21 protein-coding genes are annotated in these 21261 nt (G+C 65.8%); 11 read left to right on the top strand and 10 right to left on the bottom strand.

Going from position 1 to position 21261, the window contains the following annotated elements; genetic code table 11:
- Positions 1–38 precede the first annotated feature (38 nt).
- Together W930_RS0108025 and W930_RS0108020 are read right to left on the bottom strand one after the other, a co-directional pair.
- Entirely contained in the window at positions 39–356 is a 318-nt protein-coding gene (locus W930_RS0108025; RefSeq protein WP_023595519.1) for a hypothetical protein, read from the bottom strand.
- Positions 357–797: 441 nt separating this feature from the next.
- Positions 798–1121, bottom strand: coding sequence for a hypothetical protein (locus tag W930_RS0108020; protein ID WP_023871618.1), 324 nt, complete (start codon positions 1119–1121; stop codon positions 798–800).
- An 847-nt stretch (positions 1122–1968) separates the two neighbouring features.
- Here W930_RS0108020 and W930_RS0108010 point away from each other — a divergent pair.
- Complete coding sequence (locus W930_RS0108010) at positions 1969–2202, top strand: DUF3717 domain-containing protein (RefSeq protein ID WP_023595522.1); 234 nt, start codon at positions 1969–1971, stop codon at positions 2200–2202.
- A 58-nt stretch (positions 2203–2260) separates the two neighbouring features.
- Here the strand turns inward: W930_RS0108010 and W930_RS0108005 are convergent, their stop codons facing one another.
- From W930_RS0108005 to W930_RS0107985, 5 genes are all read right to left on the bottom strand, one after another.
- Positions 2261–4894: an EAL domain-containing protein gene (locus W930_RS0108005; RefSeq protein WP_023595523.1), complete on the bottom strand. Its 2634-nt coding sequence runs from the start codon at positions 4892–4894 to the stop codon at positions 2261–2263.
- Between the two features lie 281 nt (positions 4895–5175).
- Positions 5176–5394: an RNA-binding S4 domain-containing protein gene (locus tag W930_RS0108000; protein ID WP_023595524.1), complete on the bottom strand. Its 219-nt coding sequence runs from the start codon at positions 5392–5394 to the stop codon at positions 5176–5178.
- A 94-nt stretch (positions 5395–5488) separates the two neighbouring features.
- Entirely contained in the window at positions 5489–6070 is a 582-nt protein-coding gene (locus tag W930_RS0107995; RefSeq protein ID WP_023595525.1) for a TMEM175 family protein, read from the bottom strand.
- Positions 6071–6118: 48 nt separating this feature from the next.
- Positions 6119–7324, bottom strand: coding sequence for a sensor domain-containing diguanylate cyclase (locus tag W930_RS0107990; RefSeq protein WP_023871615.1), 1206 nt, complete (start codon positions 7322–7324; stop codon positions 6119–6121).
- Positions 7321–7941: a flavin reductase family protein gene (locus W930_RS0107985; RefSeq protein ID WP_023871614.1), complete on the bottom strand. Its 621-nt coding sequence runs from the start codon at positions 7939–7941 to the stop codon at positions 7321–7323. The genes W930_RS0107990 and W930_RS0107985 overlap by 4 nt, the downstream gene beginning before the upstream one ends.
- A 355-nt stretch (positions 7942–8296) precedes the next feature.
- Here W930_RS0107985 and W930_RS0107980 point away from each other — a divergent pair, with 355 nt between their 5' ends.
- Both W930_RS0107980 and W930_RS0107975 read left to right on the top strand, forming a co-directional pair.
- A complete protein-coding gene (locus W930_RS0107980; RefSeq protein ID WP_023871613.1) occupies positions 8297–9319 on the top strand; it encodes a DUF72 domain-containing protein in 1023 nt (340 codons plus the stop codon).
- 63 nt (positions 9320–9382) lie between these two features.
- Positions 9383–10021 carry a glutathione S-transferase family protein gene (locus tag W930_RS0107975; RefSeq protein WP_023595529.1) on the top strand — a complete coding sequence of 213 codons (639 nt, stop codon included), beginning with the start codon at positions 9383–9385 and terminating at the stop codon, positions 10019–10021.
- A gap of 42 nt (positions 10022–10063) precedes the next feature.
- Here W930_RS0107975 and W930_RS0107970 read toward each other — a convergent pair whose 3' ends face one another.
- Both W930_RS0107970 and W930_RS0107965 read right to left on the bottom strand, forming a co-directional pair.
- The gene (locus W930_RS0107970) at positions 10064–10540 is read right to left on the bottom strand and encodes an OsmC family protein (RefSeq protein ID WP_023871612.1); all 477 of its coding nucleotides are present in this window, start codon (positions 10538–10540) and stop codon (positions 10064–10066) included.
- A 246-nt stretch (positions 10541–10786) separates the two neighbouring features.
- Positions 10787–11647 carry an IclR family transcriptional regulator gene (locus tag W930_RS0107965; RefSeq protein WP_023595531.1) on the bottom strand — a complete coding sequence of 287 codons (861 nt, stop codon included), beginning with the start codon at positions 11645–11647 and terminating at the stop codon, positions 10787–10789.
- A 297-nt stretch (positions 11648–11944) separates the two neighbouring features.
- On the opposite strand from W930_RS0107965, the gene W930_RS0107960 reads away from it, so the two are divergent.
- The 7 genes from W930_RS0107960 (at position 11945) to W930_RS0107930 (ending at position 18959) form a co-directional block, all read left to right on the top strand.
- The gene (locus W930_RS0107960) at positions 11945–13054 is read left to right on the top strand and encodes an ABC transporter ATP-binding protein (RefSeq protein WP_023871611.1); all 1110 of its coding nucleotides are present in this window, start codon (positions 11945–11947) and stop codon (positions 13052–13054) included.
- Positions 13047–13952: an ABC transporter permease gene (locus tag W930_RS0107955; protein ID WP_023871610.1), complete on the top strand. Its 906-nt coding sequence runs from the start codon at positions 13047–13049 to the stop codon at positions 13950–13952. The genes W930_RS0107960 and W930_RS0107955 overlap by 8 nt, the downstream gene beginning before the upstream one ends.
- Positions 13953–13991: 39 nt before the next feature.
- Positions 13992–14786 carry an ABC transporter permease gene (locus W930_RS0107950; RefSeq protein WP_023871609.1) on the top strand — a complete coding sequence of 265 codons (795 nt, stop codon included), beginning with the start codon at positions 13992–13994 and terminating at the stop codon, positions 14784–14786.
- A 23-nt stretch (positions 14787–14809) separates the two neighbouring features.
- Positions 14810–15214: a (2Fe-2S)-binding protein gene (locus W930_RS0107945; RefSeq protein ID WP_023595534.1), complete on the top strand. Its 405-nt coding sequence runs from the start codon at positions 14810–14812 to the stop codon at positions 15212–15214.
- A complete protein-coding gene (locus W930_RS0107940) occupies positions 15207–16676 on the top strand; it encodes an NAD(P)/FAD-dependent oxidoreductase (RefSeq protein ID WP_023871607.1) in 1470 nt (489 codons plus the stop codon). Before W930_RS0107945 ends, W930_RS0107940 begins: the two co-directional genes overlap by 8 nt.
- Positions 16669–17832 carry an FAD-binding oxidoreductase gene (locus tag W930_RS0107935; RefSeq protein ID WP_023871606.1) on the top strand — a complete coding sequence of 388 codons (1164 nt, stop codon included), beginning with the start codon at positions 16669–16671 and terminating at the stop codon, positions 17830–17832. The genes W930_RS0107940 and W930_RS0107935 overlap by 8 nt, the downstream gene beginning before the upstream one ends.
- 80 nt (positions 17833–17912) lie before the next feature.
- Positions 17913–18959: an ABC transporter substrate-binding protein gene (locus tag W930_RS0107930; protein ID WP_023871605.1), complete on the top strand. Its 1047-nt coding sequence runs from the start codon at positions 17913–17915 to the stop codon at positions 18957–18959.
- 126 nt (positions 18960–19085) lie between these two features.
- On the opposite strand, the gene W930_RS26615 is transcribed toward W930_RS0107930, so the two are convergent.
- Entirely contained in the window at positions 19086–19481 is a 396-nt protein-coding gene (locus tag W930_RS26615; protein WP_023595538.1) for a BLUF domain-containing protein, read from the bottom strand.
- Between the two features lie 231 nt (positions 19482–19712).
- Here W930_RS26615 and W930_RS26610 point away from each other — a divergent pair, with 231 nt between their 5' ends.
- The gene (locus tag W930_RS26610; RefSeq protein ID WP_024788506.1) at positions 19713–21257 is read left to right on the top strand and encodes a diguanylate cyclase; all 1545 of its coding nucleotides are present in this window, start codon (positions 19713–19715) and stop codon (positions 21255–21257) included.
- Positions 21258–21261 lie beyond the last annotated feature (4 nt).

Genomic DNA, 21261 nt, shown 5'->3' with positions numbered 1-21261 from the left:
CGCCGGTTGGCGCCGGCGCGCGCATGCGGTGTTTCTGCTCACCAGTGGATCTGATTGAGGAAGATCGGTGCCATCTGGGCAAGTGAGTTGAGCAGCGACATGGCGGTGTCGCGATGGGACACCTCCTTCCACAACCGGCTTTCCTTGATGACCCGGTCGCGATCTTCCGCGGTTTTCACGTCGGGCGAACGCAGTGTCTTGATCAGATCGATGACGGACGCGCGGTCAACGGTTTCCGTGACCGAGTGGTGCGCGAGCAGATCGTCGAGATGCAAGCGTTCCGCTTCCGTCCCGGTCGTCGCCGACGACGGATCAGGCGTTGCAGCAGGCACGGACGGCTTGTCGGATTGGGTCATACGAGTCGGTCTCCCGAAAGTCACTGGAAAGCGAGACGGCGCAGCATGTGAAAGCCGGCGAGGCTCCCGCGTCATGCATGGCGAGGTATCGCATGTCTCCATCATAGGCCGAATCCCATGCGCTGCGAACCCTGCAATCCCGGGGAGCGACACCTCGACGCACATCCCTGCCTGACAGGTCGGTGCCGTGTCAAAGCCGTGACGCGGCGGCACAGAAGCCTGACCAGACGTCAAGCGCAAAAAATTTATCCAGGGTTGATGCCGAAACGGGCAATCCTCTTGACAGCCTGTGCCTGTGGGCGTTTCGAGAGGAGGGTAGCGGGTTATCCAGTGGGTTATCCACAGAAGCTGTGGGTAACTCGCCATCGACACATCGGGCGCCGACCGTGTCGATGGGATGACCTGTGCGTGACACGTCATCCTCCCCGGCTGGGCGTTACATCAGCGAAGCAGTGGACGCAACATGAGCAAGGCGAAGAATAGCGCGACCCCCACCGGCAGCAGTCCGGTAAAGAACGCCGGCCACGGCGCACGACCGCGGCGACGGGCGCCGAATGACGAGATCAGTCCGGCGCAAAGACAGAGCACGCCCACGGCCCAGGTCGGGTTCGGGTGCTTCAGCACCCAGGCGGCAGCAGCCAGCAATCCGAACCAAGCCAACGGTAAAGCGCCCGGCGGCGGCGGGGTGACGCCAGCGGGTTTGGCTTGCGTTCGCGGGGCGGCCGGGTTCGTATTGTCGGGCAGATCGGGGCGTTTGTCGGGCATCGGGATTCCGGAAATGCGCGCGTGACGGGGGTGTCTCGCGAAAGCCGCAGCATAGCAAACGTGAAGGCCCCATGCTCAGGAGGTATGCCTGGGCAAGCCCGGCGGTGAAGGATGGAGGAACGCCGCGGACGCGATGGAGGCGACGGAGGCGGGTCGCGTGTCCATCGCCGGGGCACGGACATGCCAGACCGAGGTGGGATCGCTGATGCGGGTCGGTGCGAACGCGGGAGGCGTGGCGCAGCGATTATCCAGATCGACATATTGCCTGAGGCGCCGAACGTCCCGAACGTCCGGCGCATTGAGGCCGAGTGGCGCGACGAGCGCGTCAGCGGCGGCGCCGGACGGCAGGTGTACGGCAACGCAGGGCTGATGAAAGAGGTCGACCGGCGTCGGGCCGGCGGGTATCGACTGGGCGCGCACACTCGCGGAACCGATCGCCAGTATCAGGGCTCCGACCATGAGGCCGAGGCGCGAAGCGTTGGCGCAGGGGGCGTCGGCTACATGACGAATGTCATGGCACGGGGAACGCTCAAGGTGTCTCGGCGGCATGGTTCGCTCCGTCGGGGCGGACGTTGACGATCGCGACGTCGCGCCTCGCGAGGAGGACGCCGCGTGTTCGCACATTCGCAAGCCAATTTCATGCCGGAGTGCGCAAGCCAATGATTTTCTTGGGAATTTGTTATTGTCCGGCGCGCGTTTGCCGATCGGCCTGCGGGAGATGTTGCAGTTCCGAAACGTGCAGCCGAGAATCGACCCAACCGCCATTCGATGCGAAATGGCATTCTCCGATGCGCCAGATACTGTATATAATTACAGTATCCTCCTCTACGGCGAGACAGAACCTCACATGAAAGCCAATTACTCCATCGCCGACATCGAGCAGGCGATCAACTACTGGACGAGCCATCAGGCAGCGGACAGCAACCTGTCATTGTGCAAGTCGGCCCGCGCGCTCGCCAACGTGTACGGCGAGATGATCTACCGGCGTGCGACGAGCGTTGCGGCCGAATCGCTCAATGCCGAGCAGAGTCAGGCCCTCGAGACGGCCCTGCACCAGATGGAGCTGGGCCTCGCGCCGTGATCCGGACGCGGCACGGTCGCGCGAATGGTGCGCAACGCCGGCGGGACCATCGCGACCCTCATGATGAAAGGGGGGGCGACGCGAGCCGCATGGACCAGCGCTCCAGCCAGCGCTCCAGATCCCCGGCGGACAGGGCGGGCGAGAACAGATACCCTTGGCCGACGCGGTAGCCTTGCGCAACGAGCACATCGCGCTGGGTCTCGTCTTCGACCCCCTCGGCCACCACGGTCAGGTGCAAGCTGTGGCCGATGCCGATGATGGCGCTGGTCAACGCGCGCACCGTTTCGTCGCGCGTGATGTCATGCACGAAGCTGCGGTCGAGCTTGAGCTCCGACACGGGCAGACGTCGCAGATAGCCCAGACTCGAATACCCGGTGCCGAAGTCGTCCATCGACATACGCACGCCCATCGCGTGCACTTCGTCGATAATGCGCAGCGTGCTCGGGTTGTGATCCATCAGCACGCTTTCCGTGATCTCGATGGCCAGGCACGACGGCGGCAATCCGTGATCGGCCAGCGCCTGCGCAATGGTGCGCGGCAGTTCGTGATCGTGGAAGTTGGTGGGCGACAGATTGACCGACACGTTCGCGATGCCTACACCGCGACGGCGCCAATCGGCCAGTTGCCGGCAGGACTCACGCAGCGTCCACGTACCGAGCTCCCCGATCAGCCCGCATTCCTCCGCCAGCGCGATGAAGCGTGACGGCGGCACGTCGCCGTATTGCGGATGAGGCCAGCGCGTCAGCGCCTCGGCACCGTACACGGTCTCGTCGAGCAGGTTGATCTGCGGTTGGTAGAACAGTTGCAGTGTTCCGCGGCGCAGGGCCTCGCGCATGGCGGTTTCCAGCTCGAGCCGCTCCTGCGCGTGAATGTTCATGTCCTCGCTGAAGAACCGAACGCTGCCGGGGCTGGTCATCTTCGCCTGATACATCGCCATGTCCGCGCGTTGGAGCAGGATATCGAATTCCCTGCCGTGGCTCGGATACAGGCTGATGCCGAAGCTGCCGGACGGTGCGAGGGTCACCCCGTCGACCTGGCAGGGTGCGTTGAGCGCGCTACGCATACGCTCGATGGCGATGTCCAGGCGCTCGGGGTCGCATTCGGTGAGCACGGCCACGAACTCGTCGCCCGACAGGCGCGCCACGATGTCCGCGCCGCGCAGCGCGCGACGCAGACGCTGCGCGATGGTGCGCAGCAGAACGTCGCCCGCCTGATGGCCCAGCGAGTCGTTGACCTGCTTGAATCGGTCCAGGTCGATGAAGATGACGGCCATGCGCGTGCTCAATTCCGTCGCGCTGGCGATGGCCTGCGCCGCGAGCACGTTCAGCATGCTGCGATTGGGCAGGCCGGTGAGGCTGTCGGAGAACGCCAGCTGGCGGATGCGCGTGCGCGACTCGTCGCGCTCGAAGGCCAGCTTGCAAAGATGCACGCACACGTCTACGAGGCGCTCGTGCAGCGCGTCGGGACCGCGCGGCGTACGGTAATAGAAGGCGAGCACACCGAGCACACGTCCATCGTTGGCGATGATCGGCATGGACCATGACGCAGCCAGTCCGAACTCGGCGGCCATGTCGCGGAAATTGGCCCAGCGCGGATCCGTGGCGATATCGGTCACGACGACCGGTCGCGCCTGAAACGCCGCGGTGCCGCAGGTGCCCACGTTCGGGCCGATGGCCAGGCCGTCGATCATCTGATGGTAACGCGCGGGCAGGCTCGGTCCCGCTTGCGGACGCAACCGTCCTTCGGCGTCGACCCGAACGACCGAGGCCATGACTTCCGGGGCGATCTGTTCGAGTTCGCGGCAAACGAGCGTGAGCACTTCCACGAGGGGCGCATCGCGCACCATGGCGGCGAGCGCCTTGTGCTGGAGCACTTCCTGAATCTTCGACTGCGTGATGTCCGTGAACAGCACCACGGAATGCGCGAGTTCGCCGTTCGCGTCGAGAATCCTGTTGGTCACCATCGACACCCACAGCGGTTGATGCTGCGCCGTGCGCACGAGCACTTCGCAATGGCAACTTCGGCCATCGCGGGCGGAGAGCATGCACCCGACCAGCGCCTGCTTGACGTCCACGGCCGCCGCGCCGTCGGACGGCTCATCGGTCGACATCGCACCGAACGAATTGCCGACCGACTGACCCACGACATCCTCGGCCGCATAGCCGAACATGCGCGTGAAGCCGGCATTGACATAGCAGACTGTGCTTTGCGCGTCTGTGATCAGCACCGCGTTGTCGGTCTCGTCGACCCCGAGCGAGAGCAGATGCAGACGCGCGTCGTCGGCCGCCTGGCGCGCCACGCGTGCCGTCACGTCGACGGTCAGCTTGATGACGAAGGCAAGCTCGCCGGCGTCGTCGAATACGGGGTTGTAGGTGGCCTCGAGCCAGATGGGCTGTCCATCGCGTCTGCGGCGGCAGACCTGTCCGGTATGGGAGCGCCCGGAGCGCAGGACTTGCGTGAGCGCGTCGCCGCAGGTCGGGTCGTCCGGTGCGCACAGCAGCGTATGGGGTTGACCGAGCAGTTCGTCGCGGGTGTAGCCGAACTCGCCGAGCAGCTTGTCGTTGACGCCGACGATGATGCCGTCCGGCGTCAGCGTGAGCATGCCCAGCGAGTGATCGAGCGCCGCGAGCAGCGCCTCGCGTCCGGGCGTGGGATTGGCGCCGGCGGTGGACGGTGAACCGCGCACGACCATCGAAAGGACCTCCTCGGACGTCCTGTGGACATTGTCGGATGTGACTGGGGCTGACACGCCAAAAAACGCTTTCAAGTATAGCGACCTGCAACGGCAGGCTCACGTGGGAGAAACCGGGAGAGCGTCACGGGGGTGACGCCGCCCCGGGCAGCGGGCGATCGGCGCAGTGGGGCGCCGATTGCCACGTTTTCAGCGGGTCGGACGGCCTCGGGTGGCCATGGGCAAACTCGGAAACAATGTCTCGAACGAAGGCGAACGAAGGCGAACGGGCCTGGACGGCCTCAGGCGCCCCTGACGCGAATGCGCACCCCGTCAACCGAAACGGTCTGGCCGGCGCGGATCTTGCAGGTCTTGCGGGTCTCGATCCGGCCGTCGACGCTCACCGCGCCATTGGCCACCATGACCTTGCCCGCACCGCCGGAATCCACCACACCGGTGAGTTTGAGAAGATCGTTCAGCGCGACGAATTCGCCGGTCAATTCAAAAGTAACGTTTTGCATGATGGTGCGGATACTACGTAAAAACCCAACGCGCGTCGACAGCCGCCGCGCATCGTCCGGGTGCCGCTGAATTGGAGGGCGAGGAAGGTCGAACCTATCGCTCGAGCACATGCTCGATCCGGCGGTCCGGAATCAGCCACACGGCGGCGACCAGCGCATACAGCGCGAGCGACACTTCCGGTATCACGAACGCCAGTCCAATGGCCACGGCATAGACGAGTACCGACATCTTGCCCTTGAAGTCGCGGCCCAGCGCGGCGGCCAGCTTCGTGTTGCCGCCCTCGCCATGCACCGCGAGCAACGCGCGCGTGAGGATGTAGTACGCGACGGCCGCCATGAACAGGACCACGCCGTAGAGCGCCGTCGGCCACGCGGTGAAATGATTCTCGCCAAGCCAGTGAGTGACGAACGGAATCAGCGAAAGCCAGAACAGCAGGTGCAGGTTGGCCCAGAGCACGCCGCCCGAGACTCGCTGCACGACGTGAAAAAGGTGGTGATGGTTGTTCCAGTACAGTCCCACGTAGACGTAACTCAGGATATAGGTGAGGAACGTCGGCGCGATCGGCAACAGATCGGCCAGCTCGCTGCCATGCGGCGCTTTCATCTCCAGCACCATGATCGTGATGATGATGGCGATTACGCCATCGCTGAAGGCTTCCAGTCGGCTCTTGCCCATGCGTGTCCAGGTGCTTGCGGATCGAGGATAGGTATTACAGCGTCGGTATTACAGCGCGGCCACGCGGTTGCGCCCGGCCTGCTTTGCGGCATACAGCGCGCGGTCGGCGCGTTGGAGCACCGTGCCGAACTCGGCGTCGTCGGGTGCGAGACCGCCCACGCCAATGCTCGCGGAGAAGCGTATCGGTGCATTGGGGCCGGGCACGCTAGCACCGCCAATGGCCGTGAGCAATCGCTCGGCTGCCTGCATGGCGCGTTCGGCATCGGCGTCGGGCAGCAGCACCGCGAATTCCTCGCCCCCCAGCCGTCCGATCACGGTGTCCTTGCGCAGCGTGGCGCGCAGCACCACCGTCAGTTCGACAATGACGCGGTCGCCGACGGCATGCCCCCAGGTGTCGTTGATCGCCTTGAAGTGATCCAGGTCGAGCATCAGCACGGCCAGCCGGCGCTGCTGTGCCCGGGCTGCCGCGAACTGGCGCTCGGCCTGCAGGAGAAACGCGCGGCGGTTCAGCGCGCCGGTGAGCGCGTCGCGCATGGCCATGTCGCCGAGCACCTGATTGACCCGGCGCAGTTCCAGCTCGTCGACGACCAGCGCCGACAGGTCGGCGAGCAACGCGCGTTTCTCGTCGTCGAGCGTGCGCGGTTTGCGATCGATCACGCATAGCGTGCCAAGGCGATGCCCCTGTGGCGTGCGCAGCGGGGCGCCCGCGTAGAAGCGGATGTTCGGTTCGCCCACGACCAGCGGGTTGTCCGCGAAGCGACGGTCCGCGCGGGCGTCGGGTACCACCAGGACTTCGTCGTCGAGAATCGCGTGGGCGCAGAACGCCATGGAGCGCGGTGTCTGTTCGGCTTCCAGGCCCTGACGGGCCTTGAACCACTGGCGCGACTCGTCAATTAGCGAGACGAGCGAGATCGGTGTGCCGAGCACGTACGACGCCAGCCGCACGATGCGGTCGAACGCGGGTTCGGGCGGGGTGTCGAGAATCTCGTAGCGACGCAGGGCGGCGAGGCGCTCGGCCTCGTCCGGATGGGAGTGGAAATTCAGGGGATCTGTCAATGTCGACACTCGATCGATAGCCTCCGTGACGCCGTCAATTCTGCCGCGCCCGCCCTCGCTTGGCAATCGCGGCGCCGTCGAACGTGCCGCCCCCGGCACGTGGCCCGTCTGCCACAGCGCCTGAGCGGCCAGCCGCTCGTCCTCGGGGGAGGGGGGCAAATGCCCGGCGTCGGCCGGGGCGCAAAGGGCGAGTGTCATGGCTTGACTTCGAACGCTTCGCCGGTCTCGAAGAAGTTGCCGCCGGCAATGTAGTGCAGGCTTCGCAATCCTCCCGATCCGCCCGATCCGGCGGATTCACCGGTCGCACCGGTCGCACCGGTCTCATCGGTCCCGAACTGCCAGCGTCCGTCGCGAAAGGCGCGCGGATCGGCCCAGGCCGCCACGACTTCGCCGAGAAACAGATCGTAGCGCTCCTGGTTGTGCGGCTCCGGAATCACGCGGCATTCCAGCCATGCCAGGCAGCCCTCGATGAGCGGCGCCCCGATCTGCGAACCGCTGAACGCCCGCACCCCGGTACCCGGGGCGAACTTGTCGGTATCGCGCCCGGAGATCGAGCCGACCGCGAGTGTCTCGCGTGCGATGGCGCGTGCCGGCACGTTCAGCGAGAACTCGCCCGAGGCGTCGACCAGCTCACGCGTGAGCGTATTGCGATCGATGACGACGGCGATCTTCGGTGGGGAAAAGTCCACCGGCATCGACCAGGCGGCGGCCATCACGTTCCGGCGCCCGGCATGGGCGCTGCCCACGAGCACGGTCGGGCCGTGATTGAGCAGCCGGTAGGCTTTGGGGAGTGCGACGGGCAGACGTTCGGTCATGATGGGCGCTCGGCAGGCGAAGTAAAGGATCAGGCGGCCCATGATAGCGCGCATCGGCACGCTGCCGGCGGCGCTTGACGCGACGGCTGACATCCGAAAAAGGCGGCCCGCAGGGTGAGCTGCGGGCCGTACAAACGGCACGGTGCGGGGAGCGCGTGCCGGATCAGATGTGCTCGCAGTATTTCATGCGTTCGTCCCAGTCCGGTCCCCATGCGCGTGGGATGGCATCACCCCGGTCGCCCCGATCGCCCCGATCGCCCTATACTGAGGCGCATGTCCGGGGGGGGGGGTCTGTATTTGGCCGCCGTCTCCGGGAGCACCCCAACGGTTGTCATTGCCAACGGGAGGGCGGGGTATGCGCCGATCTCAGTCGTCGAGCGCGGGGCAGCGCGATTTGCTGACGGGCGGCACGCCCGAGGACGCGAACGTCCCGCAGCATGCCGGGTCGGGGCGCGGCATGGCGCGCACCGGTGCCAACGTCTACGTCGGCACGGCCTCATGGACCGACAAATCGCTCATTGCCTGCAAGCGCTTTTATCCGCCCGGACATACGTCGGCCGAGGCGCGCCTGCGCTACTACGCCAGCCGCTTTCCGATGGTCGAGGTCGACAGCAGTTATTACGCCATGCCGTCGGCCGTCAATGCGCAGCTCTGGGTCGGGCGCACGCCCGCGGCATTCGTGTTCAACATCAAGGCGTTCCGCCTGCTGACCGGCCATCAGACGCCGCGTATCGCGTTTCCGAAAGACCTTCAGCCCGAACTGCCGCCGGGCGGCGGGCCGAACGTCTACTACAAGGACATGCCCGACGCGCTCAGGGACGAGATCTGGCGGCGCTATCTCGAAGCGCTTGCCCCGTTGCGTCTGGCCGGCAAGTTGGGGTTGGTCCACTTCCAGTTTCCGCCGTGGCTCACCGGCGATCGGAAGAGCCGCGCGCACGTGGAGGACTGCGCGCAGCGCATGGCCGGCTACGGCGTGGCCGCCGAGTTCCGTTCCCGCGGCTGGTTCGATGGGGTGCATGCGGACGAGACGCTGACCTGGCTGCGCTTGCTCGGTTGGGTCAACACGATCGTCGATGAGCCACAGGGCTTCGCGAACAGCATTCCGCAAGTCTGGCAGACCACCACGCCGCTCGCCGCCGTGGTCCGTCTGCATGGCCGCAATCACGCCACGTGGAACGTGCGCGAGAGCACCGCGGCGTCGGATCGCTTCAACTACGACTATCGCGACGCGGAGCTTGCCGCGCTGGTCGACCCGATACGCGTGATCGCCAGAGAGGTCGCACGCGTGTACGTCGTGTTCAACAACAACTACGAAGATCAGGGGCAGCGTAATGCGACGACCCTGATGCATCTGCTGGGCGATGATGCGATGCAGTAAGATATTTCGCCAGCCGAAGCATGCGTTCTGACGTTTCGACATCGAAATAATGGAGACGACACCATGGCGACCGACCGCCGCGTAACCTTCTTTCATGCGCCCAACACTCGTTCATCGGGTGTGCTGGTGCTGCTCGAGGAACTGCAGGCCGAGTACGATCTGCATCTGCTGCGCTTCGCCACCGGCGAGCAACGTGGCTCGGACTATCTGGACGTCAATCCGATGGGCAAGGTGCCCGCGATTCGCCATGGCGACGCCGTGATTACCGAGCAGGCTGCGGTCTACATGTACCTGGCGGAGCTTTATCCGGAGCAATCGCTGGCGCCGCCGCCTGGCGATCCCCGGCGGGGGCCGTATCTGCGGTGGATGGTCTACTACGGCTCGTGCGTCGAGCCGGCAGTGGTGGACAAGTCGCTCGGGCGCGACGGCGCCGAGCGTTCACGATCGCCTTACGGCGACTACGAGTCGGTCATCTGGACCATCGATCGGCACTGGGCGCAGAACCCGGGGCCGTGGTGGCTCGGCGAATCGTTCACGGCGGCCGACGCGCTGTGGGGCAATGCGATGCACTTCCTCACGCACTTCAAACTGATTCCGCCGACCCCCGCGATCACGGCCTACGTCACCCGCTTTCGTGAGCGCGAAAGCGTGGCCCGTGCGCTCGCGCGCGATGCCGAGTTCGCGAGGCAACTGTCGGGCTGAGCGAACGGCACGCAGGGGCCGCCTTCGTCCGCCGCGCCAGGATCAACGCTCCAGGGCCTCGATGACCGGCTCGCACTCGATCGGAAAATTGACCGAATTGGCGATGTAGCATTTCTCATGCGCGGCGTGATGCAGACGCTCGGCCAGCGCAACGTCGCCGCCCGCGCGAATCGTCACGCGCGGGTGGAGCACGATCCTCGTGAAGCCGCCCTGCGTGGCCGTGTCGATCATCGTGCCGACGGCGTGGTCGACGTACGCCTCCACGACAATGCCCGCCTCCGAGCACAGATGCAGATACCAGAGTTTGTGGCAGGCGCTGGCCGACGCCACGAGCAGGTCCTCGGGATTCCAGCGCGCCGGATCGCCGCGAAAGGCCGGGTCGGACGAGCCGGGAATCGTGGGCTTGCCCTCGGCGCGAATCTCGTGATTGCGCCCGTAGTCGCGATACCCGGAGGTGCCGCTGCCCTGATTGCCGATCCACTCGATGCTGACTCGGTACTGATGTTCGCCTGATGCCATGACGTGTCTCCGCTGCGTGTGCACGCAGCCGTAGGGGTGGGAAGAAGCCTGGCGCGAGGTTTGTGCAATCGTGCGCACGATGGGCACGATGTGCGGGATGCACGGGAGGTGCGATCTTCCGCAAACGCGCCAGCTGGCCGCCTGACCATGCGGCATTTTCGCAGGCAAGCAGGCGCGGCGCTGGCCATTTTCGGCCATCAGATCATCAAGACGCCAAAACGACCGGTGCCATGCGTCGGGACGGCGTCATGCCAGCGGCTCGGTCGTCAGCGCACGCGTGAGGCCATGCATCGGGCGGCGCATGGCCACGTCGAACGGATTGGTCTGCGGGCCGATCAGCTCGGCCTGGCGACGCAACAATTCCACCACCATCGGCAATCGATCCTGCGACAGCCTTGCGGCCAGCGTGCCCACGCTCAGTGCGGCAACGGCGTGCCCGGTGCGGTCGAACACGGGCACGGCCACGCCGGCCATGCCATCGAGCACGCCACTGTTGCTGCCGGCGTATCCCAGTTGCCGCACGCGTTCGATCTCGGTGCGCAGATAGACCTCGTCGAGCACACCATAGCCGCGCAGCCGCGGCACGTTGAAGCGAATGATCTCTTCGCGCTCGGCTTCGGGCAGGAACGCCAGAATCGCCAGGCTGCCCTGGCCGACGCCGAGCGCGACCCGTCCGCCAATGTCGCCGGTGAACGACCGGATCGGGAAGGGGCCCTCGCACATGTCGAGACATACGGCGTCGAAGCTGCTGCGCACGAGCAGGAAGATGGTGTCGCCCAGGCTGGCGCACAGCCGCAGCAGCGACGGCCGGCATAGCGTGCGCATGCCGCTCGGATTGCCGGCCTGCGCGGCCATCGCGAAGAAGTCGATGCTCAGCCGATACATCTTCGACGTTTCGTCCTGTTCCACCACATGCTCGGCGATGAGCGCGTGCAGGATTCGGTGCACGGTCGCCTGACTCAGCCCGACGGCCTTGGCGATGTGGGTGACGCGCTCGCCTTCGGGTTTGGCATCGCCCAACGCGCGAATTACGGCAAATGTGCGCTGCAGGATGCCCGTGCCGGCAGCGTCCGGCGTCGTCGTGCGAGGTGAATCGGCGGTCGTCATTTGAGCCTCAATTATTCCGTCAAACGAAATGTTAGCCTAAGCCGTCGATGCTTGAAAACTATCGCGGCATGCCAGTTTTATTAAAAACGGCCTGTATTCACCATAGCTTAGGGATTATCCCGAGGCGTTGACGCGAAACGAATCGATCCCCGTGTTGCGCAAACATTCCGTCAATCGAAATAATCAGAAAATTTATCTCATTTCGCGGAATCGTTGTCTTGCGGCAAGCAATTTGGCTCGCTACTGTTCGATGCAATTGCATTTCTAGCGGCGCACCTGCGCCCGAAGGTAGGGACCATGTCTTTCCTGACTTTGACGGATGTTTCCAAGACGTTCGGCGAGCTCAATGCCGTCTCGAACGTCAATCTCTCGGTGGAAAAGGGCGAGTTTGTCTCGCTGCTCGGCCCGTCGGGCTGTGGCAAGACCACGACTTTGCAGATGATCGCGGGATTCGTCGAAACCACGACCGGGCGCATTACGCTCGACGGGCGCGATATCACGCACATGCGCCCGAACAAGCGCGGTCTGGGCATCGTGTTCCAGAGCTACGCGCTCTTTCCGCACATGACCGTCGCGGACAACGTGGGCTTTGGCCTGGAAATGCGCGGCGTGGACAAGGCAGAGCGCCAGGCGCGCATTCGCGAGGCGCTCGCCCTGGTGCGGCTCGACGCGCTGGGTCATCGCTATCCGCGCGAACTCTCCGGCGGGCAGCGTCAGCGGGTGGCGATCGCGCGCGCCGTGGTGATCGCACCGCCCGTGCTGCTGCTCGACGAGCCGATGTCCAACCTCGATGCCAAGCTGCGCGAGGACATGCAGTTCGAGCTGCGCGCGATTCAGCGCAAGATCGGCACGACCACCATCATGGTCACGCACGACCAGTCCGAGGCACTCTCGATCAGCGATCGCGTGGTCGTGATGGAGGCTGGGCGCATCACGCAGGTCGACACGCCGTATCGCGCTTATGAGCGTCCGGAAACCCCGTTCGTCTCGCAATTCATCGGCAAGGCCAACATGCTCGCCGGCCGGGTGGCGGCACGCGACGGCGAACATCTGCATGTCGCGCTGGGCGCGCAGCTCACGCAACGCGCGTCGCTTGCCGAGCTCTCGCCGCGCGAGCGCGACCTGGCCGTGGGCGACGCGATCACGTTGTGCCTGCGCCCGGAAAAGGTCCGGTTGTGCGCGCCCGCGGCAGGCCGCTTGCCGGCCACGGTGACAAGTCGCTTCTTCCTGGGCAGCCAATGGCTCTATCGCGTGGACAGCGCACTGGGCGAAGTGCTCGTGTGTTGCCAGAACGAAGGGGGTGAGCCGCTCGACGAGGGGGCGCCGGTGGGGCTCGACTGGCAGTCCGAGGCTGTGCGCTTCATCTCGCAGGGGGCGGTCAATGCAGGAGAGCGCGCCCATGTCTGAGACGCTGCAAGTCATGCGCGCCGACGCCCCGCCCGCCGCACGCGCGCCCTGGCATGCGTATTTGCCGATGTGGCTGATGAGCGCGCCGGCCATGCTGCTGTTCGTGGCGCTGGTGCTCATTCCGTTGCTGATGACGCTCGCGCTCACGTTCTACCAGTTCGATCCGGCGAGTGGTCCGATTGCGGCGTTCCAGTCCGACAACTATCGGGAAGTCCTCTTCGACCCGTACTTCCATACGATCTTCCTGCGCACGTTCGGCATCTCGCTCACGGTCACGGCCGTGTGTGCCGTGGTCGGCACATTCGAGGCCTACGTGCTCTCGCGCATGGGCGATCCGTGGCGCTCGCTGTTCCTGCTGATCATTCTCTCGCCGCTGCTCGTGTCCATCGTGGTGCGCGCTTTTGGCTGGAGCATGCTGCTCGGCTCGGGCGGTCTGGTCAACCAGACGTTCGGCCTGCTCGGGATGGGGCCCTTCAAGCTCGAGTACACGAATTTCGCGATCGTGATCGCGCTTGTGCACGTGATGCTGCCGTTCATGGTCATTCCCGTATGGACGTCGCTGCAACGGCTCGATCCGCAGACGGAGAACGCGGCGCTGTCGCTCATGGCCTCGCAGGCGACCACGCTGCGTCGCATCGTGCTGCCGCAACTGGTGCCGGGCATCCTGTCGGGCAGTCTGATGGTGTTCGGCCTGTCGGCGAGCGCGTTCGCAATTCCGAGCCTGCTGGGCGGGCGACGCCTCAAGGTCGCCGCCACCGCCGTGTACGACCAGTTCCTGAGTTCGCTGAACTGGCCGCTGGGCGCGACCATCGCCGTGCTGCTGCTGGTGGCGAACCTGATCGTGATGCTGACGTATTACCGCCTGCTCGAGCGCCGCTACTCGCGCAGCATGGGCTGAGGCGCCACGTTTTCCGCAGAACAGAATCCATTGGCCATCATGCGTAAAAACAGTCCCCTGGCGCTCGCGTTCCACGCGCTCGTCATTCTCTTCGTGCTTGCCCCGATGATCATCGTGGTGCTCGTCGCGTTCACGCCGGAGCAAACGCTGTCGCTGCCCACGCGCGGTCTCTCGCTTCGCTGGTTCCGCGCGATTCTCGACTACCCGGACTTCATCGCGTCGTTCTTCACCAGCCTGAAGCTCGCCTTCCTGTCGGCCACGCTCTCGCTGGCGATTGCGCTGCCGGCGGCGCTGGCGATCGGGCGCTCGCGTTTTCCCGGGCGCAACTTTCTCAACGGCCTGCTGCTCTCGCCGCTGGTCATCCCGGGCCTCGTGCTCGGCATCGCGCTGTTGCGATTCTTCGCGATGCTCGGCGTGACCGGCTCGTTTGCCGCGCTCACGTTCGCACACATGATCGTCGTTACGCCGTTCATCATGCGCCTGGTGCTCGCGTCGATCAGTGGCCTGGACCGCAGCGTGGAGCACGCCGCCGCCTCGCTCGGCGCCGGGTCGTGGACGACCTTTCGCCGCGTCACGATGCCAATGATTCTGCCCGGCATCACCGGCGGGTGGTTGCTCGCCTTCATCAACAGTTTCGACGAGCTGACGATGTCGGTCTTCATCACGTCGCCGCAGACGGTCACATTGCCCGTGCGCATGTACATGTACGCGACCGAGTCGATCGATCCGATGATGGCGTCGGTCTCGGCGCTGGTGATCGCCGTGACGCTGGGCGCGATGCTGCTGCTCGACCGGGTCTATGGCCTGAACCGCATTCTGATCGGCCAGCATTGAACACGCGCTTCGGAACGACATTCATGTCCCGCACTTCCCATTGCCTGCCAGACGCGAGCGTGCCGCGCGCGTCGGCGCAACCCCAATTGACGCGCCTGGCCGAGACGGCGCGCACGCCCGTCATGTTCTATCTCGATGGTGCGCCGGTGCAGGCGCTCGCGGGCGACACGTTGCTCACGGCGATCCTCACGCACCAACGGCACCTTCGGTTCAGCGAATTCAGCGGCGCGCCGCGCGCGGGCTTTTGCCTGATCGGCGCATGCCAGGATTGCTGGGTGCGCTGCGAGACATCGGGCGGGGTCCCGGGCGACGCGCAGTGCATCCGCGTGCGCGCCTGTTCCACGACGGTACAGGCCGGCATGCGTATCCTGACCGATGCGCCCCGCGCCCCGCATGCCGATGACGACCGGGGAGGCGCGCATGACTGAGCCCGCCAAGGTCGTAGTCGTCGGCGCCGGTCCCGCCGGCGTGCGTGCGGCGCAGACGCTCGTGTCCGCCGGACTCCGCCCGGTGGTACTCGACGAAAACCCGCGCTGGGGCGGACAGATCTACCGGCAGCCGCCAGCGGATGCGGGTTTCGCCCGTTCCCCGAAAACGCTGTACGGGTTCGAGGCGGCGAAGGCCGAAGCGATTCATCGCACCATGGCCGAGCTGCTGCCTCGGGTCGACTACCGGCCCGAGACGCTCGTATGGGCCTGCGATCCGAAACAACTCCACACCATGCACGGCGGCCGCGAGACGCCCGTCTCGTTCACGCATCTGATCATCGCCAGCGGTGCCACCGACCGCGTGTTGCCGGTGCCGGGCTGGACGCTGCCGGGCGTGTACACGCTGGGGGGCGCGCAGGTCGCGCTCAAGGCCCAGGGTTGTGCCATCGGGGAGCGCGTGGTGTTCGCGGGTACGGGACCACTGCTGTATCTGGTTGCGTATCAGTACGCGAAGGCCGGGGCGAACGTGGTGGCCGTGCTCGACACGAACACGTTCGTTCGGCAGGCCCTGGCCACGCCGCGTATGCTGAATCAACCTGCCACGCTGGCCAAGGGTCTTTACTATGTCGGCGCATTGCGTGCGCGTGGCGTTCGCGTGGAGCACGGTGTCACGCTCGAGGGGATCGAGGGGGGCGAGGGGATCGAGGGGAGCATGGGGGGCGGGAAGCGCGCCGGCGTGCAGGCGATTCACTGGCGTCGTGACGGGCGCAGGCACACGCTTGCGTGCAGCGCGGTCGGGTTGGGCTTCGGCCTGCGTCCCGAGACGCAACTGGCCGATCTGGCGGGCTGCCGCTTTGTCTTCGACACGCTCAATCAGTGCTGGCTGCCCGAGCGCGACGCGGCTGGGCGGAGCTCGCAATCCGGGATCTATCTGGCGGGCGACGGCGCGGGCATCGCGGGGGCCGACGCGGCCGAGCTGGCCGGTCGGCGCGCGGCGCTCGCCTTGCTCGAGGATATCGGTATCACGACACCGGTCACCGCCACTGCGACCGACGGGCCGGACGCGCTCACGCTCGAGCGCAAGCTCGCGAGCATCCGGCGTTTTCGAGAGGGCATCGAACAGGCGTTCGCCCTGCCGCGCGATCCCTCCGCCGACTGGCCCGACGACATGCTCGTGTGCCGTTGCGAGGAAATCGACGCGCGTACGCTGCGCGACTGTGTGCGGCATGATGGCGTGACCGAGATCAACCGCCTCAAGGCGCTCACGCGCGTCGGCATGGGCCGCTGCCAGGGCCGCATGTGCGGCGAGGCAGCGTGCCATCTGCTGGCCGAGGCGAGCGGACAAACCCTCGCACAGGTGGGGCGTTTGCGTGCGCAGGCGCCTGTGAAACCGATTCCGATCGCCCCCATGCTGTTCGACGAGAACGTTGCGGCGATTCCCGAGGAGGCCCGCGATGAGTAGCGCGCTCAATACCCGTCATACGCCGCACACCCGGCATTACGACGTCGTGGTGGCCGGCGGCGGACTCGTCGGCGCGTCGGCCGCGCGCGCGCTGGCCGAGCGTGGCATGCGTGTCGCATTGTTCGAGCGCCGCTACTGCGGCGCGCAGGCCAGCGGCGTGAACTATGGCGGCGTGCGTTGCCAGGGACGACCGGAAGAGCAGCTTCCGCTTGCCATGCGCGCGCGCCGGCTGTGGGACCGGCTGCCGGAACTCATCGGCATTGATGGTGAGTTCGTGCGCTCCGGGCACCTGCGCCTGGCGCGCCGCGAGAGCGATCTTGCACCGCTCGACGCGTGGTCCGGGATGGCAGCCGGTTACGGTCTGGCCACCACCGTGCTGCGCGGCGCGGAATTTCGCAAGCGTTTCCCCTGGCTGGGCGAGGGCGCGGTGGGCGGTTCGCTGTGCATGAGCGACGGCCACGCGAATCCACGGCTCGTGTCGCCAGCGTTTGCACGCGCGGCACGCGCGCTGGGCGCCGAGGTCCACGAGCGCACGCCGATCACGGCGATGGCGCATGACGGCGTGCGTTTTCAGCTCACGGCGCAGCCCGAGACCGGCGAGCCCCTGAACGTGAGCGCCGACTGGCTGCTCAATACGTCGGGTGCCTGGGCCAATCACATCGCGGGCGCCTTCGGCGAGCGCGTGCCGATGCACGCCATCTATCCGAACATGTGGGTGACCGAACCGCTGCCAAGGTTCATCGGCCACAACCTCGGCGTGTACGGTGGCGGCGTCTACGCGCGTCAGGTCGAGCGGGGCAACTGCGTGATCGGCGGCGGGCGCGGCACGGGCAACGGCGAGTACGCGCAGCCGTCGGCCGACACCACCCGCGCGGTCATGCGCGAGGCGTGCGCGTTGTTGCCCGCGTTGCGCAACGCGCTGCTCATCCGCACCTGGAGCGGCGTGGAAGGCGAGACCCCGGACAACAACCCGATCATCGGCATGAGCCGCACCACGCCCCGGCTCGTGCACGCCTTCGGCTTTTCGGGCGGCGGCTTCCTGCTCGCGCCCGGCGTCGGCGAAGTGCTGGCCGACCTCGTTACCCACGGCGAGACGGAAACACCGATCGGCGCGTTTGCCGTCGACCGGTTCGCCGCCGTGAGCGAGGCCGCCTGATGCGCCAGGCGCGAACCCTGGTTCCGAGTCTGTCTCAACCCACACAGTCCTTACACCCTGAAAACGCAAGGAGAACCACGATGAAGCTATCCCGAAAGGTCGTCATGTGCGCTGCGGCGCTGGCATTGGGCGCGAGCAGCGCGGCCTGGTCGCAGTCCAAAACGCTTTACGTCGGCATGAACGGCGGCTCGATGGAAAAGGCTTACACAAGTCAGGTCTTTCCGGAATTCGAGAAGGCCAACAACGTGAAGGTCGTGGTCGTGCCCGGCACGTCGTCCGATGTGCTCGCCAAGCTGCTGGCCAACCGGAACAGCCCGCAACTGCATGTCGTGTTCCTCGACGACGGGGTGATGGCGCGTGCCATCGCCATGGGCGTTTGCCAGAAGCTCGACGACTCGCCGGTGCTCAAGGAGCTCATGCCGTCGGCCCGCGTGAAGGACGACATGGCCGCGGGTGTGCAACTGGGCATGACCGGTATCGGCTACAACACCAAGATCTTCAAGGAGAAGGGCTGGGCGGCACCGACGTCGTGGACGGACTTCGCCGACCCGAAGTACAAGGGCAAGGTGGTGTTTCAGTCGGCGTCGAGCAGCACGTTCGGCCTGCATGGCTTCCTCGCGCTCAACCGGATCTGGGGTGGCAGCGAGACGAACGTCGAGCCGGGCTTCAGCAAGTGGGCGACCACCGTGGGGCCGAATGTCGTCGAGTACATCCCGAACTCGGCCAAGCTCTCGGAAATGATCCAGACCGGCGAGGCGGCGATCTTCCCGCTCACGCCCACGGCCGTGAGCGAACTCCAGGAAAAGGGCATTCCGGTTGCGTACGTCGCGCCCAAGGAAGGCGCCGTGCAATTGCTGGTTGACCTGTGCGTGGTCAAGAACAGCCCGGACAACGCGATGGCGCAGAAGCTCGCGCAGTATCTCCTCTCGGCCCGCGGGCAGACGCTGGCCGCCGCGGCGGGCGCCTATATCCCGACCAATACGCAGGCCACCATGCCGCCCGCCATGCAAAAGCGCCTGGGTAAGATCGACGACCTGGTCAAGAACCTCAAGACGGTGGACTGGGACGCCATCAACCAGCGCCGCGCACAGTGGGATCAGCGCTGGAATCGACAGATCGAGCAATAAGCGCCGAAACGGACGGCCTCGCACGTGAGCCTCTCGCGTGTGCGGCGATGTCAGGGAAAAACGCCGGATACCCGAGAGGATCCGGCGTTTTTTTGCGGCGCGATTTCGGATGGTGTCGGGCGGGGGCTACATGGCGTCGGATTTCGCCGCAAGCGCGCCGAAGGCGCTCACCAGCGCCGCGTGGTCGGCGGGCATGACGAAGGCGCGCAGCGAATGCGCCGGTTCATCGAGCATCAGATAGCCCAGGCTCCACGTCGAGAACGCGCCACTCGTGCGTGGCGTGCCGTCGATCAGGATTTCGATGTCGGTATGATGGCGCGACGCCTCGATGCGCCCGCGTGCATCCGCGATCGCTGCATGAGGTCCCTCGATGTACTGATAGAACACTGCGCCGTCGTAAAGCAATACGCCGGTGACGCCGTGCGCCGCATTGAACCCGCGGGAATTGACGATGATTTTCGACAGTTCCAGCGGATCGAGATCGGGCAGCGCGCGGCTGACGTATGCGTAGCACTCAAGCAATTTTGGTGTCCCCAAGACAGTCCACGCGAACTCGCACGCGAAGTCGCACGCGATAGGCATCCGAACGATTTGGCGAATGGATGTCGACGAAGCGCACCGGCCAAGCGTACGCGCACATTAGAATACTCGATGTGCGGTGTCCCGGTGTGAACGGCGCCGGGGTCGTGTCGTCCCACGATCTCGGCCGGGAACATCGCAACCTTTCGTTGTCATCCCGCAAGGCCATTCGATATGACCCAACGCTCGGGAGTACTTTCGCAAAAGAAGTGGCCGGCAAGGCTGCGTGCCCTGTCGGAAATGATCGATGCCCGGCCGTCGGTAGTGGGTTGGGCAGGCACCGCGATGGCGCTTGCGATCCTCATTGGCGTGGGCGTGTTGTTGCGAATGGACCAGCAGGCCCGGGAGACGCTTGTACTGGAGCGGGCGCAGAGCGTGGCATCCGTGGTCGCGGCAAGTCTTGGCGCCAATATCGCCGTCTATGACGCGTTGCTCAAGGAGATGGTGCGCGAGGCGGAAGACCCCGCCACCCCCATGTTTCCCGAGCGCGTGCGCGAGCGCGTTCGTTTCGGTCAGGCGCTCGTCCGCGATTTTCTCGATGATGCCTACATCGTCGACAAGAGCGGCATCATCGCGGCGCCGCTCCGCGCCATGGAGGCGGCGCCCGAGAGCGTGGCGGACCGCGATTACTTCCGCTCGCACCAGGTGAACCCGTCGCTCGGGCTCTATATCTCGCAGCCCTATGCATCGCGCAATCACCGGGGGACGCTATCCGTCGCGCTCACGCGCCGGATAGCGGCGCCGGATCATTCGTTCAATGGTGTCGCCGTCATTGCATTGCGCCTGGACCACCTGGGCTCGCTGGTCAAAGACATCGATTCGGCCGATCTTCGGACGATCGACATCGTCGAAGAGAAAGGCGCCGTGCTTTCCTGTGATCCTTGCATCGGATCGCGCCTGGGAGCGCTCGTGTCGCTGCCGGGAAATGCCACGCGCGAGCGCAACCTGACCGAAGCGTTGTCTTTCCCGTTGGGCGTACGAGCGCGGGAGTATCGCTCCGTGCGCGTGCCGGGGGCTTCGATGTACGTGGTGGTCACGCCGTCGACGCAAGCGGCGATGCGCGAATGGCGGCGTAACGCCGCGCTGCTGGGTGCGATCGCCGCCACTTGCGCGGCCACATTGATTGCCGGGTCATGGTTGCTGGTGGCGGCGATGCGGTCGCGGGCGGCAGCCGTCGCGCAACGCGAACGTCTCTCGGCAACGGACGGCCTGACGGGGCAGGGCAATCGCCGTGCGCTCGACGCGAAACTGGCCGATGCGTGGCGTCGCGCGCAGCGTTCCGGCAATCCGCTGTCGGTGCTGATCGCCGATATCGATCACTTCAGACACTTCAACGACACCTATGGGCACGCCGTGGCCGACGATGTCTTGCGCGCGGTCGCCTCGAATATCGGTGGACACATGCGTCGGGATACCGACCTGACGGCGCGATACGACAGCGATGCGTTGGCGGTGGTGTTGCCCGAGACCGATGCGGCGGCCGCGGCCGTCATGGCGGAGCAATTTCGCCGCGACGCCGAGCGCCTGCATATCGCGCACGAGGGCAGCGCGACGGGGACGCTCACGATCAGCGTGGGCGCGGCGACCGGCGTGCCTGGGGAGTGCGACAGTGCCGAAGTGCTCCTGAAGGCGGCCGAAGCGCAGCGCCGGCTTGCCAAGCTGGCCGGGCGAAACCGGGTCAGTGCGGTGGTGGTGCACCGCGAAAACGCGGGCGCGTGAGTCC

It is taken from the genome of Pandoraea sp. E26, from assembly GCF_000681415.1.
GTDB lineage: Bacteria > Pseudomonadota > Gammaproteobacteria > Burkholderiales > Burkholderiaceae > Pandoraea > Pandoraea pnomenusa.
This window is presented reverse-complemented; position numbering and strand designations above follow the sequence as displayed.

Excerpts from the sequence above, each read along its gene's own strand:
- W930_RS0107965 (WP_023595531.1), bottom strand. The coding sequence starts at position 11,647 with ATGACGACCGCCGATTCACCTCGCACGACGACGCCGGACGCTGCCGGC.
- W930_RS0107975 (WP_023595529.1), top strand. The coding sequence starts at position 9,383 with ATGGCGACCGACCGCCGCGTAACCTTCTTTCATGCGCCCAACACTCGT.
- W930_RS0107955 (WP_023871610.1), top strand. The coding sequence starts at position 13,047 with ATGTCTGAGACGCTGCAAGTCATGCGCGCCGACGCCCCGCCCGCCGCA.
- W930_RS0107945 (WP_023595534.1), top strand. The coding sequence starts at position 14,810 with ATGTCCCGCACTTCCCATTGCCTGCCAGACGCGAGCGTGCCGCGCGCG.
- W930_RS0107930 (WP_023871605.1), top strand. The coding sequence starts at position 17,913 with ATGAAGCTATCCCGAAAGGTCGTCATGTGCGCTGCGGCGCTGGCATTG.
- W930_RS0108010 (WP_023595522.1), top strand. The coding sequence starts at position 1,969 with ATGAAAGCCAATTACTCCATCGCCGACATCGAGCAGGCGATCAACTAC.
- W930_RS0107960 (WP_023871611.1), top strand. The coding sequence starts at position 11,945 with ATGTCTTTCCTGACTTTGACGGATGTTTCCAAGACGTTCGGCGAGCTC.
- W930_RS0107940 (WP_023871607.1), top strand. The coding sequence starts at position 15,207 with ATGACTGAGCCCGCCAAGGTCGTAGTCGTCGGCGCCGGTCCCGCCGGC.
- W930_RS0108000 (WP_023595524.1), bottom strand. The coding sequence starts at position 5,394 with ATGCAAAACGTTACTTTTGAATTGACCGGCGAATTCGTCGCGCTGAAC.
- W930_RS0107950 (WP_023871609.1), top strand. The coding sequence starts at position 13,992 with ATGCGTAAAAACAGTCCCCTGGCGCTCGCGTTCCACGCGCTCGTCATT.
- W930_RS0108025 (WP_023595519.1), bottom strand. The coding sequence starts at position 356 with ATGACCCAATCCGACAAGCCGTCCGTGCCTGCTGCAACGCCTGATCCG.
- W930_RS0107980 (WP_023871613.1), top strand. The coding sequence starts at position 8,297 with ATGCGCCGATCTCAGTCGTCGAGCGCGGGGCAGCGCGATTTGCTGACG.
- W930_RS0107970 (WP_023871612.1), bottom strand. The coding sequence starts at position 10,540 with ATGGCATCAGGCGAACATCAGTACCGAGTCAGCATCGAGTGGATCGGC.
- W930_RS0107995 (WP_023595525.1), bottom strand. The coding sequence starts at position 6,070 with ATGGGCAAGAGCCGACTGGAAGCCTTCAGCGATGGCGTAATCGCCATC.
- W930_RS0108005 (WP_023595523.1), bottom strand. The coding sequence starts at position 4,894 with ATGGTCGTGCGCGGTTCACCGTCCACCGCCGGCGCCAATCCCACGCCC.
- W930_RS0107985 (WP_023871614.1), bottom strand. The coding sequence starts at position 7,941 with ATGACCGAACGTCTGCCCGTCGCACTCCCCAAAGCCTACCGGCTGCTC.
- W930_RS0108020 (WP_023871618.1), bottom strand. The coding sequence starts at position 1,121 with ATGCCCGACAAACGCCCCGATCTGCCCGACAATACGAACCCGGCCGCC.
- W930_RS26610 (WP_024788506.1), top strand. The coding sequence starts at position 19,713 with ATGACCCAACGCTCGGGAGTACTTTCGCAAAAGAAGTGGCCGGCAAGG.
- W930_RS0107990 (WP_023871615.1), bottom strand. The coding sequence starts at position 7,324 with ATGACACTCGCCCTTTGCGCCCCGGCCGACGCCGGGCATTTGCCCCCC.
- W930_RS0107935 (WP_023871606.1), top strand. The coding sequence starts at position 16,669 with ATGAGTAGCGCGCTCAATACCCGTCATACGCCGCACACCCGGCATTAC.